Source organism: Embleya sp. AB8, from assembly GCF_049739465.1.
In the GTDB taxonomy this organism is placed as follows: Bacteria; Actinomycetota; Actinomycetes; order Streptomycetales; family Streptomycetaceae; genus Embleya.
Genome location: NZ_JBMHHY010000003.1, coordinates 35668 through 50706, shown reverse-complemented (window position 1 = coordinate 50706; position 15039 = coordinate 35668). Strand labels below are relative to the sequence as shown.

General features: G+C 72.4%; 7 protein-coding genes and 1 pseudogene. 3 read left to right on the top strand and 5 right to left on the bottom strand.

Annotation, left to right across the window (positions count from 1 at the left end):
- Positions 1-46 precede the first annotated feature (46 nt).
- Positions 47-6031 carry a TIR domain-containing protein gene (locus ABIA38_RS05280; protein WP_424637222.1) on the top strand — a complete coding sequence of 1995 codons (5985 nt, stop codon included), beginning with the start codon at positions 47-49 and terminating at the stop codon, positions 6029-6031.
- Positions 6032-6113: 82 nt separating this feature from the next.
- Here ABIA38_RS05280 and ABIA38_RS05275 read toward each other — a convergent pair whose 3' ends face one another.
- The gene (locus tag ABIA38_RS05275; protein WP_424637221.1) at positions 6114-6677 is read right to left on the bottom strand and encodes an MBL fold metallo-hydrolase; all 564 of its coding nucleotides are present in this window, start codon (positions 6675-6677) and stop codon (positions 6114-6116) included.
- Between the two features lie 25 nt (positions 6678-6702).
- On the bottom strand, positions 6703-7710 hold the full coding sequence (locus ABIA38_RS05270; RefSeq protein ID WP_424637220.1) for a zinc-binding dehydrogenase: 1008 nt from the start codon (positions 7708-7710) through the stop codon (positions 6703-6705).
- 61 nt (positions 7711-7771) lie between these two features.
- On the opposite strand from ABIA38_RS05270, the gene ABIA38_RS05265 reads away from it, so the two are divergent.
- Positions 7772-8080 carry an ArsR/SmtB family transcription factor gene (locus tag ABIA38_RS05265; RefSeq protein WP_424637219.1) on the top strand — a complete coding sequence of 103 codons (309 nt, stop codon included), beginning with the start codon at positions 7772-7774 and terminating at the stop codon, positions 8078-8080.
- Positions 8081-8148: 68 nt separating this feature from the next.
- Here the strand turns inward: ABIA38_RS05265 and ABIA38_RS05260 are convergent, their stop codons facing one another.
- The 3 genes from ABIA38_RS05260 to ABIA38_RS05250 are packed head-to-tail and all read right to left on the bottom strand — an operon-like array spanning position 8149 to position 10438.
- A complete protein-coding gene (locus tag ABIA38_RS05260) occupies positions 8149-9153 on the bottom strand; it encodes a methyltransferase (RefSeq protein ID WP_424637218.1) in 1005 nt (334 codons plus the stop codon).
- Positions 9140-9490: a phosphopantetheine-binding protein gene (locus ABIA38_RS05255; protein WP_424637217.1), complete on the bottom strand. Its 351-nt coding sequence runs from the start codon at positions 9488-9490 to the stop codon at positions 9140-9142. Before ABIA38_RS05255 ends, ABIA38_RS05260 begins: the two co-directional genes overlap by 14 nt.
- 39 nt (positions 9491-9529) lie before the next feature.
- The gene (locus ABIA38_RS05250) at positions 9530-10438 is read right to left on the bottom strand and encodes a ketoacyl-ACP synthase III family protein (protein WP_424637216.1); all 909 of its coding nucleotides are present in this window, start codon (positions 10436-10438) and stop codon (positions 9530-9532) included.
- Positions 10439-10850: 412 nt separating this feature from the next.
- Between ABIA38_RS05250 and ABIA38_RS05245 the strand changes: the two are divergent.
- Positions 10851-15029 (top strand): annotated as a pseudogene (locus ABIA38_RS05245) (type I polyketide synthase); the annotation flags it as partial.
- Positions 15030-15039 lie beyond the last annotated feature (10 nt).

Sequence of the window (15039 nt, the reverse complement as noted above, 5' to 3'; positions counted from 1 at the left end):
TCACGAACCCCGTGACCGGGTGCGCTCCCCTTCCTAGGATGGAGCCATGGTCGCACGCCAGGAAACCGACGCCCAGGACCGGCAGTTGCACTTCTTCGTCAGCTACTCGCCGGCCGACGAACGATGGGCGTCCTGGATCGCCTGGACGCTGGAGGAAGCCGGCTACCGCACCGTCCTGCAAGCCTGGGACTTCGTACCCGGCACCAACTTCGTCGACTTCATGGACCGCGGCGTCAGCGAATCCGCCGCCGTGATCGCCATCCTCTCCCACAACTACGAACGCTCGCGCTACGGACGCATGGAATGGCAGGCCGCGCTGCGCGCCGACCCCGACACCCCCGAGCGCAGACTGATCACCGTACGCGTGGAGGACATCCCCGTCGAGGGACTCCTCGCCACCATCACCTACGTCGACCTGGTCGGCGTGCACGACACCGCCGCCGCCCGCGAACTGCTCCTCACCCGCGTCGGCCACGCCCTCGACGGCCGCGCCCGCCCCACCACGCGCCCGGGATTCCCCGGCCTGCCCCCGGCCCCCACCACCCCCGCCCCCAGCGCCGCCCCACCCCGCCGCGACCACGCCCCCGGCACCGCCGGCTGGACCGGCCGTCGCCGCCCCGCCGCCCCGCCCGGCTACCCCCAAGCCACCACCGCCGAGCGCACCAGAGACGACGTGTCCGTACTCCACCTCGCCGGCCCCTCCTTCGGGCGCGGCGCCGACCCCGCCGAACTCCAGGCCACCATCTGGGGCGACCTCCTCGAACTCACCGACGCGGGCGCCCCCGCCCCCGACCTCCTCGTCGTCACCGGCGACCTCACCGCCTCCGGCAGCCCCCGCGAATGCGACCAGGCGCTGACCTTCCTGACCGGGCTGCGCTCGCGGCTCGACCTCGCCGCCGACCGGCTCATCGTCGTCCCCGGCACCGCGGACGTCAGCCAAGCCGCCAGCCGCGCCTACTTCAGCACCTGCGAAGCCGACGAAATGCAGCCCCGACCGCCCTACTGGCCCAAATGGCGCCACTACGCACGGCTGTTTCGCGAGCTCTACCAAGGACTCGACGTCGTCTTCGACGCAGACCAGCCATGGAGCCTGTTCCCCGTCCCCGCGCTGCGCACCGTCGTCGCCGGACTCAACTCCTCCATGGCCTACAGCCACCGCACCGAGGACCAGTACGGCCTGATCGGATCCGAACAGGCATCCTGGTTCGCCCAGACCATGCGCTCCTACGAACGTGAGGGCTGGCTGCGCCTGGGCGCCCTGCGCCACGCCCCGGACGGGCGGCTGCCACTGGACCCCGAACCCGACCCCGACCGCACCCCCACACCCCCCGGCCCCGGCCGCACCCCAGGCCGCGGGCCCGCCGGCCCCACCGCGGGCCCCGGACGGCAACCCGCCACCGCGCCGCTGCGCGACACCGACGTCCTCGCCCGGCTCACCGCACCCCGACTGCACCTGCTCCTGCACGGCCCCACCGGCGACCCCCGAACCGCGACCGACCCGACCCGCGCCGGCGTACTGCCGCTGGCCACCCGCCGGTTACCCGTCCTCGGCGTCGCCGGACCCGCCCGGCACCAGCTCCTCCAGATCACCCGCGACGGCATCACCTCCCGCTCCGACGGCCCCCGCACCACCCCGCGCCGCTACGCCCTCGCCTGGCACGACACCCCCCGCATCTTCGGCCCCGACCGCACGGCCGCACCCGCCCCGGGCGCCGAAGGGCCCACCGGCGCCGACGAACCCACCGGCGCGCCCGGCGCGCCCGACACCGCGCCGCCCGTCCGCGCCGTCGAAACCCCCCTCGAAGCCCTGCTCGCGCGCGTCGCCGAGGTCTGCCGCATCCGCCACGAAGGCGTCCAAGTCCGCCGCATCCCCGGGGAACTGCCCGGCCTGCTCGTCACCTGGACCGAATCCGGATTCGTCCGCCAACAACGCGTCGGCGTCCACGTCGGCACCCCCCAGACGCCCGACATCGACCGCTTCATCGACCACGTCCACGCCTCCGACACCGAACCCGACGCCGAACTCGTCCACGACGGCCCCCCACCCGCCCGCGAACTACGCGAGCGCGCCCGCCGCCGCGGCGTCCTGGTCCGCAGCTTCACCGAATTCCAGGGCCTGCTGGACCTGCGCGGCTACGTCAACGCACAAACCGAACGGCTCGACACCGACCCCCAATACCAGCCCCGCCTCTACCTCCCCCAGCGCTACCGCGAACTCGAACGCCCCGGCGGCATCGAACGCGACGGCCTCGTCGACGACATCCTGCGCCTGCTCGACGCCGACCACGGCCGCTTCCTGCTGCTCCTGGGCGACTTCGGACACGGCAAGACCTTCGCCCTGCACGAGCTGGCCCGCCGCCTCCCCCAGGAACTGCCGCACCTGGTACCCCTGTTGATCCAACTCGGCGGCCTCGACAAGGCCCACACCCTGGACGGACTCGTCGCCGCACACCTGGCCGGTCACGGCGTCGACACCATCGACCTGCGCGCCTTTCGCTACATGCTCGGACAGGGCCGGATCGTCCTGCTCTTCGACGGCTTCGACGAACTGGTCAACCAGGTCAGCTACGACCGCGCCGCCGACCACCTCCAAGTACTCCTCGACGCCGCCGTCGACAACGCCAAGATCGTCGTCGCCGGCCGCACCCAACACTTCCGCTCCCAGGCCCAGGTACTCACCGCACTCGGCGAACGCGTCGGACTGCTCCCACAGCGCCGCGTCCTGGCCGTCCGCGAGTTCACCCCCCAACAAATCCGCGCCTACCTGGTCAACCGCTACGGCGACGAGCCCGCCGCCGACCGCCGACTACGCCTGCTGGAAGGCATCCCCGACCTGCTCGCCCTGTGCCGCAACCCCCGCCTGCTCGGCTTCGTCGCCGACCTCGACCACGAACGGCTGCGCGCGGTCGCCGGCGCCGGCCGCGCACTGAGCCCGGCCGCACTGTACGAGGAAGTGTTCACCTCCTGGCTGCGCCACGAGGAGCGACGCGGCCAAGGCACCGCCGGCAGCGGTCCCGGACTCGCCCTGCCCCAACTGTGGCGGGCGGTGACCACCCTCGCCCTACGGCTGTGGGAGAGCGGCGAGAGCGCCCTGCGCCTGGACGAACTCAACGACGTCGCGGAAACCTTGACCGGACTCGCCGACAGCCGGATGTCCGTACCGCAGGCCGCCCACGCGGTCGGCGCCGGCAGCCTGCTCGTGCGCACCGACGAGGGCCTGTTCCGATTCATCCACGGATCGGTGGCCGAATGGCTGGTGGCCCGCGAGGCCGCCGCCCGCCTCGACGGCACCGACCACCCCGAGGCCGACCTCCTGGCCCGCCGCCCGCTCAGCCGGCTGGCCGTGGAGTTCCTGTGCGACCTCGCCGACCACCACACCTGCCGGCAGTGGGCCGAACGCACCCTCGCCGCCGACACCGGCGCGGGGGAGGGGAGCGGCGAGGACAACGCCCGCGCCAACGCGGTGAAAATCCTCGGCAGACTCCGAGTGCCGGCCGGCACCGACCTGCGCGGCGCCGTCCTGGCCGGAGAAGACCTGTCCTACCGCGACTTCTCCGGCGTCGACCTCACCCGCGCCGACCTCACCGAAGCGAGCCTGGTGGGCGCCGACTTCTCCGGCGCCGTCCTGCGCGAGGCCCGCCTGGTCGGCGCCCGCCTGGACGATACCGACCTGCACGGCGCCGACCTGCGCGGCGCGGACCTGCGCCGGACCCGGCTGATCCGCACCGACCTGCGCGGCGTCCGCGTCCAGGGCAGCCACTGGCACCGCGCGGCCCTGATCAACACCCTCGCCGGACCCGACGTCCTGGACGCCCCGGAGCTGCGCGCCGCCGCGATCAGCCCCGGACTCTTTGCCCAACCGGGACTGCGGCCCTGCGCGGTCGGCGTCCCGTACGGCTTCGGGATGAACTCCATCCGACTGCCCGAACCCGCCTCGTTCAGCCCCGGCGGCGAACTGCTCGCGCTCGGCAGCGAGGACGGCAGCGTCCTGGTCTGCGACGGCGCCACCGGGACGGCCCTGCGCACCCTCGAAGGACACGTGGGCCGGGTCTACGCCGTCAAGTTCCGCGACAAGGTGCTCGCCACCGGCGGCGCCGACGGCACCGTCCGCCTGTGGCACCCGGTCTCCGGAGCATGCCTGCACCGACTCCCGGTCCACCCCGACGGAGTATGGCCGCTCTCCCTCGACCGCCTGGGCGACCGCCTGGCCGTCGGCGACTCCGACGGCACCGTCACCCTGTGGGACGTGGACACCGGCACCGTCGCCCACCGGCTGACCGGCCACACCGCACCGGTGTTCACCGCCGTCTTCAGCCCCGACGCAACCCTCCTGGCCACCGGCGACGCAGCCGCGGCCGTACGCCTGTGGGACACCCGCACCGGTCGCCTGATCGGCGAACTCCCGGGCCACCGGGGAGCCGTCCACCGCGTCGCGTTCAGCCCCGACGCAACCCTGCTCGCCACCGGCGACCGAGGAGACGAGCACGGCGGCACCGTCCGGGTGTGGGACGTGGGCCGGCGCAGCCTGCGCCACACCTTCACCGGGCACACCGGGCGCGTCTACACGCTGGACTTCCACCCCGACGGCCGACTCCTCGCCGCCGGGGACACCGAGGGCAACGTCAAGCTGTGGGACCCGATCAGCGGAACCCCCGTCGCGACCCCCACCCGCGGCGGCGGAGCCGTGTACCAGGTGGTGTTCGACCCCGAGGGAACCATGCTCGCCGCGGGCCGCAGCGACGGCGCGGTCCGGCTCTGGCGGATCGCCCCGACCCACACCGGCTGGTCCGTCGTCCCGGTCCGCCCACAACCCGCCGACCACCAAGGATCCGTCTGGGCCTGCCGATTCCGCCCGCGAGGCGGCGCCGGCACCGCCGACCCAGCCCCGCTGCTGGTATCCGCGGGCAACGACGGCTCGGTACGGCTGTGGGACACCTCCACCGGCCATGGCCGGCGCATCCTGCGCGGCCACGGCCGAAGGATCACCGGCCTGGCCTTCGGCGCCGCCGGGACCTACCTGGCCGCATGCGGAAACGACGGCGTGGTCCGCGTCTGGGACCCCTCCACCGGACGCCGCGTGCGGGAGTTGTCCACCGACAACGACCGCCTGGTCTCCGCGACCGGCATCCCCGGCGGCCCCCTGCTCGCCACCCCCGGCAGCGACGGCGCCGTCCACGTGTGGAACGCCCACACGGGCGAATACCAACGCGCGATCGACGCCGAGACCGACCACGTATGGGCGCAAACCTTCAGCGCGGACGGACAAACCCTCGCCACCGCCAACGACGACGACACCGTCCGCCTGTGGTACCGCACCACCGGCACCCACATCGCCACCCTGACCGGCCACCGCGGCCGCGTACGATCCCTCTCCTTCACCGCGAACGCCGCCGAACTGGCCACCGGCTGCGACGACAAATACGTCCGCCTGTGGAACCTCACCGGCGACCCCGACACCTACCACCTGAGCGCCGAACTCCCCGGCCACACCGACCGCGTCTACGCGGTCGTCCACGGCCCCGACGACGCCTGGCTGGCCAGCGCCTCCTGGGACGGACAGGCCATCATCTGGCAGGACGCCACCCCCCGCCACCACCTCCGAGGCCACACGGGCCGACTGTGGACCGCCGCCGCCCACCCCACCCGCCACCTCCTGGCCACCGCGGGCGACGACCGCACCATCCGCCTGTGGAACCCCCTCACCGGCGAGGAAACCGCCCTGCTCACCGGCCACACCGGCGCCATCCTCACGCTCGCCTTCAGCCCCGACGGCACCCTCCTGGCCGGCGGCGCCGAAGACGGCACCGTCCGGCTGTGGACCCTGCCCCCCGACGGCACACCCACCGAACGCGCCACCCTGATCGGCGTCCAAGGCGGCTGGGCAGCCCTCAACCCCGCCGGAGGCTACAAATTCGACGGCGACATCACCGGCGAGTTCTGGCACGTAGTAGGCATGAGCCGCTTCGAACCGGGCGAACTCGACGACCTGGTCCCAGGAATCCGCCACCTCCCCGCCGACACCGAAATCTGACCACCCCACCCACACCGGGCACCCGTGGGCGGGGGAGTCCGTGCCGGAGTACGCGAGCGCGGCTCGGGGCCGACCGGCTCGATCAGCCGATCGGTGGGGCGAGGTATTCCAGTGCGTATCCGTCGCCGGAGGGGGTCACGCGGGCGATGCCGGGTGAGTCGAGGTGGGCGCCGGCCACGAAGTGGTGTGGCTGGGTGAGTTGTTCGAGGAGTGCCGCTCGCGCGGCGCGGGCCTGGGACTGGTTGCCGTCGAGCTCCCAGGACACGTTCGGCCGATCTAATTGGAGCGTGGGAACGTGAACGGTGTCGCCCCAGGCGAGAAGGCGACCGGCGCTGCTCCTGACCTCGTAGACGGTGTGACCCGGGGTGTGGCCCGGCGTCGGGATCGCGGTGCTCCAGTCGTTGATCGCGACCTTCTCCGACACGGGTACGACCCGGTCGTGGATCGGCTTGAGCCGCCCGGTGAATACCGAGGTGTCGCCCGCGCCGATCCACACGCGCTCGACTTCGGTGAACGCCTGCGAACCGTCCGGCGCGATCAGGCCGCTCACGTGGTCTTCGTGATTGTGGGTGATGGCCACGTCGCTGATCTGCGCGCGATCGATTCCCGCTTCGTCGAGCGCGTCGTGGATCAATCCCATGTTCATCCCGCGCGCCTCGGTGTGGTGCCCTTCAGGCGGTGACCCGGCCCGGTGTACGCCGTTGCACGGCGACGGCGATCTTGCCGCGTGGGCGTCCGCGGCCCTCGCCGGCAGAGCCGGCTTCCAACAGTGTGTGCGCCTGTGCGATGTCGGCCAGCGGCAGCACGGCGCCGATCACCGGCCGGAGTTTGCCCTGGTCGACCAGCCGGCCGAGGGCCTCGAGCTTCGCTCGGCCGGGGCTGACGAAGAGGAAGTGGTAGGTCGCGTTCACGCCCCACGCGGCGAGCAGGTTCTGGGGTTCGGGGATGTCCACGATGGACACCACGCGGCCTCGGTCGGCGAGCACCTCCGGGCTGCGGGTGAGGGTGTCCCCACCCACCGTGTCCAGTACGACGTCCACCCCACCCAGCGCGCGAACCTGCGGCACGTAGTCACCGGCCGAGAAGTCGATCGCGATGTCGGCTCCCAGTCCGGTGACGAACTCGTGATCCCTTGCCCGCGCGGTGGTCACCACCTCGGCTCCCAACGCGCCGGCGACCTGGATGGCGACCGAGCCGACCCCGCCCGCTCCGCCGTGCACCAGGACCCGTTCCCCGGCCCGCACCCCGGCGCGTTCGACCAGTGCCTCCCACGCCGTCACGCCCACGAGCGCAAGACCGGCGGCCTCGACGTGCGACAACCGTGCGGGCTTGTGGGCGACCAGGGCCTGCTCGACCACGTGGAACTCGGCGTAGGTGCCCTGCCCGGCGAACACCGGCGCCAGGTACCAGACCTCGTCGCCCGGCCGGAAGTCGCCTGCCCCGGGGCCGGTTTCGACCACCACGCCGGACGCGTCGTTGCCGATCACCGCGGGCAGCGCCACCTGGTCGCGGTAGTCGCCGCGCCGGGTCTGCAGGTCGAGCGGGTTCACGGACGTGGCCACCACGCGCACCAGCACCTGGCCCGGTCCGGGAGTGGGTCTTGGCAGCTCTCGGGTGGCGAACGCGGTGTCCGCGGCACCGAAGCGGACGAGTTCCACCACACGCATCGAAGTCGACATGCGACGACCATAGATCGACGTATTGCAAATCGTCAATATGTAGGTGCGTTACGATCACCGCATGTTCTCGGAGGCGGATTTGCTGGCTGTGTTCCGGGCCCTGTCCAACCCGACCCGCCGGCAGATGCTGGTGTGGCTCAAGGAGCCGATGAGTTTCCCCGGCCAGGAGCCCGACGACGTCGAGATCGGTGTCTGCGTGACCGACATCGCGCAGCGCACAGGCATGGGACAGTCGACCACCTCGCAGTACCTCACGATGTTGCGCCAGGCAGGACTGGTGGTCGCCACCCGGCGGGGCAAGTGGACCTACTACCGCCGCGACGAGGCGAACATCGCCCGCCTCCTGGAGACCCTGCGCGACGTGTTCTAGATCCGATGCCGTTCGGTTGGGGCTCGCCGGGCTCCGGTGGCGGCGTGCCGGCCGCCACCGGAGGGGGTTCACCCGTCGAGCGCGCACACCAGTACGGTCTGCCCCGAGGCCACCGGGAACGTACGCGTGACCCGGAACCCGGCGATCTCCGCCATGTGTTGCATCTCCTCGGGGGCGTGCAGCTGCGTGCCCTCCTCGCAGATGACCATCTTGAGCAGTTGCAGCCCCGGCAGGCTGCCGCGCGCGAACAGCGGCTCGATCACCAGGAGCCGGGCGTCGGGACCGCTCATGGCGGCCCGGACGGTATGCAGAATGCGTTGGGCGCTGTCCGGATTCCAGTCGTGCAGCACGTTCTTGAGGATGTACAGGTCTTTGCCCCGCGGTACGTCGGAGAAGAGATCGGCGGCCCGGAAATCCAACCGCGACCCGAACCCGGGGTCGGTGCTCGCGAGTTCGGCGGAAGCCTGATCGCACACCTCCCGGCGGTCCGCACAGGTGCCGGTGGCGTCGGGGAGCTCGGTCAACAAACCCTTGAGCAGCCCGCCGTTGCCGCCCCCGACGTCGACGATGTGCCGCACGCCGGAGAAGTCGTAGTGCGCGGTGAGTTCGGCGACGGTCGGGCGGGTGGCGTCCTCCATCGCGAGATGGAAGGCGCGCTCCGCCTCGGGTGAACCCGCCAGGTAGGCGTACAACGACAGGCCGAACTGGTGCTCGAACGCGGTGCCGCCGTGCCGGACGGCCGGCAGCAGGCCGCACCAGGCCGTGTCGTAGACGCCCGCCATCCAGCGGACCAGGTGCCGCATGGATTCCGGCCGACCCTCGATCAGCGGGGTGGACAGTTCGTTGTTCGCGAAGCGGCCGTCCACGTCCGCCACGAACACGCCACGGGAGACGAGCAAGCCGAGCAGGTTGAGCAGGACATCCGCACTGCTCCCGGTCGCCTCGACCAGCTCCACGTGGGTCAACGGCGTCTCGTCCAGTAGTCCGGCGATGTCGAGTTCGGCGGCGACGGCCACCGCCTTGGCGATCCAGCCGCCGGCCGCCAACTCGAACAATTGCTCAGTGGGCTTCATTGGTCTGTCTCCAATAGGGGCGCGCGCACCGATGCGGTGCGTCGCGCTGCGGTCGGTTCGCCGCGGCGCCGGCTCTGTGGAGGTACGCCCACCAGGCCCCGATGGTGGGATCGGCCGCCAACTCGCGGAAGTCGACGATCAGGCCGGCTCGCCGCCATTCGTTGATCAACTGCATCAACTGGAGTGATTTCAGGCCCAGTTTCGCCAGGTGCGCGTCGTCGGCGACCGCCGCGGGCGCGAGCCGGAGGAGCTCCGCGACGCGCTCGCGCGATGCCTCCAGGGAGATCGGTCCGATTGCTGCGGAGGAGGATGGATTCGTCATCTTCGGGTCCTTCACTGGCTCGGTCCTCTCGACTTGCCCGCACTGCCGCCGAGTTCACGGCGTGTCGGTGATCTCCACGACGGCGCAGCCGACCTCCATGCCCACCGTCACACTCACCATCAGGACGTGGTCGCCGGGACCGACCGCGCCCTCCTCCAGCAGGTATTCCAGCCCGGCGATCTGGTCGGTGCCGCCCGCATGGCCCAGGCGACGGGTGAACTCCCAGGTGCTTTGCGACTCGTCGAAGCCCAGGGGTTCGAGCACGCCGTGCTTCACATGCGTCCACACCACGCCGCTGGTCGCGACCCGGGCGATGTCCGAACTCGCCAGTCTCGCCTCGGCCAGGGTCCGGTTCGCCGCCTCGGTCACCAGGTCGCCCAGATGGATCGTGGGCGGCAGCACGCCCTGCGCCCACTGCTCCTGCCAGTACCGGGCCCGAGCCTCGATGTCCAACCGCCTGCCGACGGTGATCCCGGGCGGGAACAGCGGCTCGCCGCCGCGGTGCAGGATCTCCGCGGCCGGGTTCGACACCGATCCGACCGCCGGCAGCCTGGCGAAGCCCGACCGGCGCGAGAGCACGACCGAGGAACCGCCGTCGGCCGGCAGATAGTGCGTGGCGGCCCGCCACCGATCGACGATCGGGGTACCGAAGTTGTCGGCGGCGGTCAGCAGATAGGCCGGCTGCTCCGGGGCCGCCATCAGCAGACCGGCCGCCGGCCGCATCGAGGTCAGCATGCCCAGGCAGCCCTGCCGGATCTCCACCGCGCCGACCGGGGTGCCCAGGGTCCGGTCCAGGATGTAGTGGGCGGCCGACCAACCCTCGGGCCCCTGGAAGTGCACCGGACTGTGGAACAGGCCCGCGAACTCCGCCGGTTCGTGCCCGGAGCGCTTGATCGCCTCCTCGGCCGCGAACACGGCCAGGTCGGGCGCGGGCACGTCGCCGGCGACCGCCACCGAGAGCATCCGGCTGTCCGTGCGCTCGCTCTCGTCGTATCAGCCCTGCCGTACCGCCTCTTCGGTGCTCACGCGCTTTGGCAGGTGGGTACCGAGTCCGGCCAGGAAGACGTTCTCCACTCTCATCCGACGCACTCCTTCACGCAGTCATCGATACCGGCGAACGCGAACCGGGAGTTTCCCGGGCCTGCCGCACCCGGACCGCTACGGACCCTCGCAGCGTCGACTTAGAAAATCCTTGTGTTCGCCTTGAACGACGCGCCCCGTCCGACCTGCGCCCGAGGGGCCCGGGGGTGGCCAAGACCGGTGCAAGAACGGTTTTGGACGTCGCTGTGAATCTGGGCCGGAGTCCGCACCGACAGACCATCCGGCAGCGTCCGCGGCGCGATTCCCGGGATGGGCGAAATGGAGCTCGTGAATCGTGTTCTCGGACATCGACGTTGCGCAGAACGACGCGATCGCCGTCGTGGGTTTGTCGTGCCGGTTTCCGGGCGGAGGTGATCCGGAGACCTTCTGGCAGCTGCTGCGCAGTGGTGGCGACGCCGTCGGCGAGGTGCCGTCGCACCGCTTCGGCGACGTGCGGGCCGGCGGTGCCCTCGACGCCGTGGACGGGTTCGACGCCGGCTTCTTCGGGGTGTCGCCGCGCGAGGCGGTGGCGATGGACCCCCAGCAGCGCCTGGTCCTGGAACTGGCCTGGGAGGCCCTGGAGAACGCGGGCCTGATCCCGGACCGGGTCCGCGACATCCAGGGCGCGGTGTTCGTCGGCGCGATCGGGGACGACTACGCGACGCTGGCGCACCGGCGGGGACCGGGCGCGGTCACGCCCTACTCGGCGACCGGCATGCACCGGAGCATCATCGCCAACCGGGTCTCCTACGTGCTGGGTTGGCACGGGCCCAGCCTGGTGATCGACTCGGGCCAGTCGTCCGCACTGGTGGCGGTGCATCAGGCCTGCGAGAGCCTGCGCAAGGGGGAGACGGGCCTGGCGCTCGCCGGCGGGGTGAACCTGATCCTGGCCCCGGACGGCACGGCGGCGATGGCCGGCTTCGGCGCACTGTCGCCGGACGGCCGCTGCTACACCTTCGACGCCCGGGCCAACGGGTACGCCCGCGGCGAGGGCGGCGGCCTGGTCGTGCTCAAGCGACTCGCCGACGCGCTGGCCGACGGGGACGACGTGGCCGGCGTGATCCTCGGTGGCGCGATCAACAACGACGGCGGCGGTCGCGGACTGACCGCGCCCAGCCGGACCGCCCAGGAACAGGTGATCCGCCTCGCCCACCGGCAGGCCGGCGTGGCGCCCGGCGACATCGCCTTCGTGGAACTGCACGGTACGGGCACCAAGGTCGGCGACCCGATCGAGGCCGCCGCCCTCGGTGCGGTGATCGGCTCCGCCAAGCAGGCGGGCGATCCCCTGATCGTCGGCTCCGCCAAGACGAACGTGGGGCACCTGGAGGGCGCCGCCGGCATCGTCGGCCTGATCAAGACCGTGCTGAGCATCAAGCATCGGGCCATCCCGGCCAGTCTCAACTTTCGAACGCCCAATCCGGAGATCCCGCTGGACGACCTCGGGCTGCGGGTACAGACCGCACCGGGCGACTGGCCGCACCCGGATCGCCCACCACTGGCCGGGGTCTCCTCGTTCGGCATGGGCGGCACCAACTGCCATCTGGTCGTCACCGGCGCCCCGGTGTCCGCGCGGGCCGAACGCGCGCCGGCGCCCGCCCCGACGGCTCCCCTACCGTGGCCGGTGTCCGGCCGCGGCGCCCGCGCGCTGCGCGCACAGGCCCGAAGGTTGCGGGAGTTCGTCGCGGCCCGTCCCGAACCGGCCCCGACCGACGTGGCCCGCGCGCTCGCCACGACCCGGACCACCTTCGGCCACCGGGCGGTGGTCCTGGGCACCGACCGCGACGAACTCCTCGGCGGACTGGCGGCGATCGCACGCGGCGAGACCTCGGCCGGCACCGTTGTGGGGACGGCCGCCGGAGCCGGCTCGACGGCGTTCATGTTCACCGGGCAGGGCAGCCAGCGACCCGGCATGGGACGCCGGCTGCACGCCGCCTTCCCGGCGTTCGGCGCGGCGTTCGACGAGATCTGCGCGCTCATGGACGAGCACCTGGACCGGTCGCTGCGCGAGGTGGTGTTCGCCGAGCCGGACACCGAACAGGCGGCGCTGCTTGATCGGACGGCCTTCGCCCAACCCGCGCTGTTCGCGATCGAGGTCGCGCTGTACCGACTGGCGCACTCGTTCGGACTGCGAGCCGACGCGCTGATCGGACACTCGGTGGGGGAACTGGCCGCCGCGCACGTCGCCGGGGTGCTCACCCTGGCGGACGCCTGCGCCCTGGTGGCGGCGCGCGGCGCGCTGATGCAAAGTGCGCCCGAGGGCGGCGCGATGCTCGCCATCGGCGCACCCGAGAGCGAAGTGCTCCCGCAGCTAGAGGAGTTCGGGACATCCCTGAGCCTGGCGGCGATCAACGGCCCGAACGCCGTGGTGGTCTCCGGCGACACCGAACCGGCCCGGACCCTCGCCCGGCGGTTCGCCGACCGCGGCGCGCGGACCAAGCTCCTGCGGGTCAGCCACGCCTTCCACTCTGCGCACATGGACGGCGTACTCGACGCGTTCGGGCGAGTGGCCCGGAGCGTGACCTACCACGAGCCGGTCGTTCCGGTGATCTCGAACGTCACCGGCCGGGTGGCCACCGCCGATGAGCTGCGCTCACCCGAGTACTGGACTCGCCACATCCGCACGGGCGTTCGCTTCCACGACGGGGTGCGAACGCTGCACACCCTGGGCGTGACGACCTTCCTCGAACCGGGCCCGGGCCCGGCGTTGGCCGGGCTCGCCTGCCGGACCCGGCGGATCACCGCGCACGGGGTCCGCAGCGCCGGCGCCGCGCAACACGACGCCCTGTTCCGGGTCGAGTGGGTCGGGGTACCGGTCGCGGGCACCCCACCGAAGTCCTGGGCCGTGGTGGGGACGGACGAACTCGGGGCCCGGAGCGCCTTGATGGCGGCCGGCCGGTACGCCGAGGCGTACCCGGACCTGGCCGCGCTCGCCGAGCGGATCGAGGCGGGCGCGGCGGCGCCCGACATCGTGCTGGTGACCTGCGCGCCGGAGACCTCGGCCGCCTCGAAGTCCTCGCCTTCCTCGGCCGACGGCGCGGCAACGGCCGACGCCGTACGACGGTGCACCCACGCCGCGCTCGACCGGGTCCGGTTCTGGCTGACCGACGGCAGGTTCGACGCCTCGAAGCTGGTGTTCCTCACCCGCGGAGCCGCCGGCCCCGAGCACGCGGACACGCTGCCGGACCCGATCGGCGCCGCCGTATGGGGTCTGATCCGGTCCGCCCAGTCCGAGCACCCGGGCCGCCTCGTGCTGGCCGACATCGACGGAGGCAAGGCCTCGTGGCGCTCGCTGCCCGCGGCGCTGGGCCGAGACGAACCGCAACTGTCGCTGCGTCAGGGCACGTTGCGGGTGCCCAGGCTCTCGCGAATCGAGCCGGGCACGGCGCCGTCGACCCGGCCGTCGGGTGCGCCGATCGATCCCACGGGCACCGTCTTGATCACCGGCGGCACCGGTGCGCTCGGCGCCCTGCTCGCCCGCCATCTGGTGGCCGAACACGGGGCGCGGCACCTGGTGCTGATCAGCCGGCAGGGCCCGCAGGCGCCGGGCGCGGACCGACTCGTGGCGGACCTGTGCGGCCTCGGCGCGCACGTGACGCCGGCGGCCTGCGACGCGAGCGATCGGGAGGCGCTGGCCGAGCTGTTGACCGCGCTGCCCGAGGACCGGCCGCTCAAGTCGGTGATCCACACGGCCGGCGTGCTGGACGACGGCGTGGTCACGGCGCTGACGCCCGACCGGATCGACGCCGTACTGCGGCCCAAGGTCGACGCCGTCCTGGCCCTGCACGAGGTGACCCGGGAGCTGGACCTGTCGGCGTTCGTGCTGTTCTCCTCGTGCGCGGGGATCCTCGGCTCGGCCGGCCAGGGCAACTACGCGGCGGCCAACGCCTTCCTGGACGCCTTCGCCCGTCGGCGCCGCGCCGAGGGGGCGGCGGCGCTGTCCATCGCGTGGGGGCTGTGGGCCGAGCAAAGCGGCATGACGGAGCAACTGGGCCAGGCCGGCCGGGCGCGCCTGGCGGCTGCGGGGGTGGCCGAGTTCTCCGCCGCGGAAGGGCTGGAACTGTTCGACGCGGCCTGCGCGTCCGGCGAGGCGACGGTGGTGGCCGCGCGGCCGGCCTTCGCGGAACTGAACCGGCGGGCGCGGACCGAGCCGACGCCGACGCTGCTGCGCGGCCTGGTCCGCGATCCGGCCCGACGAGCCGCCGAGGATTCCCCGACCGAAGAGGTCTCCCTTCGCCACCTCGTCGCGCGGACGTCCGACCAGGAGCAGGACCGGGTCCTGCTCGACCTGGTCCGCAACAGCGTGGCGACGGTGCTCGGTTACCCAACCCTCGAGGTGGTGCGGCCCGACCAACGATTCCGGGACCTGGGATTCGACTCGTTGACGGCGCTGAGCGTACGCAATCGACTCAACGCCGCGACCGAACTCCGGCTGCCCTCCGCGCTGATCTACGAGCACACCACCCCGGTGGCGCTCGTCCGCCACC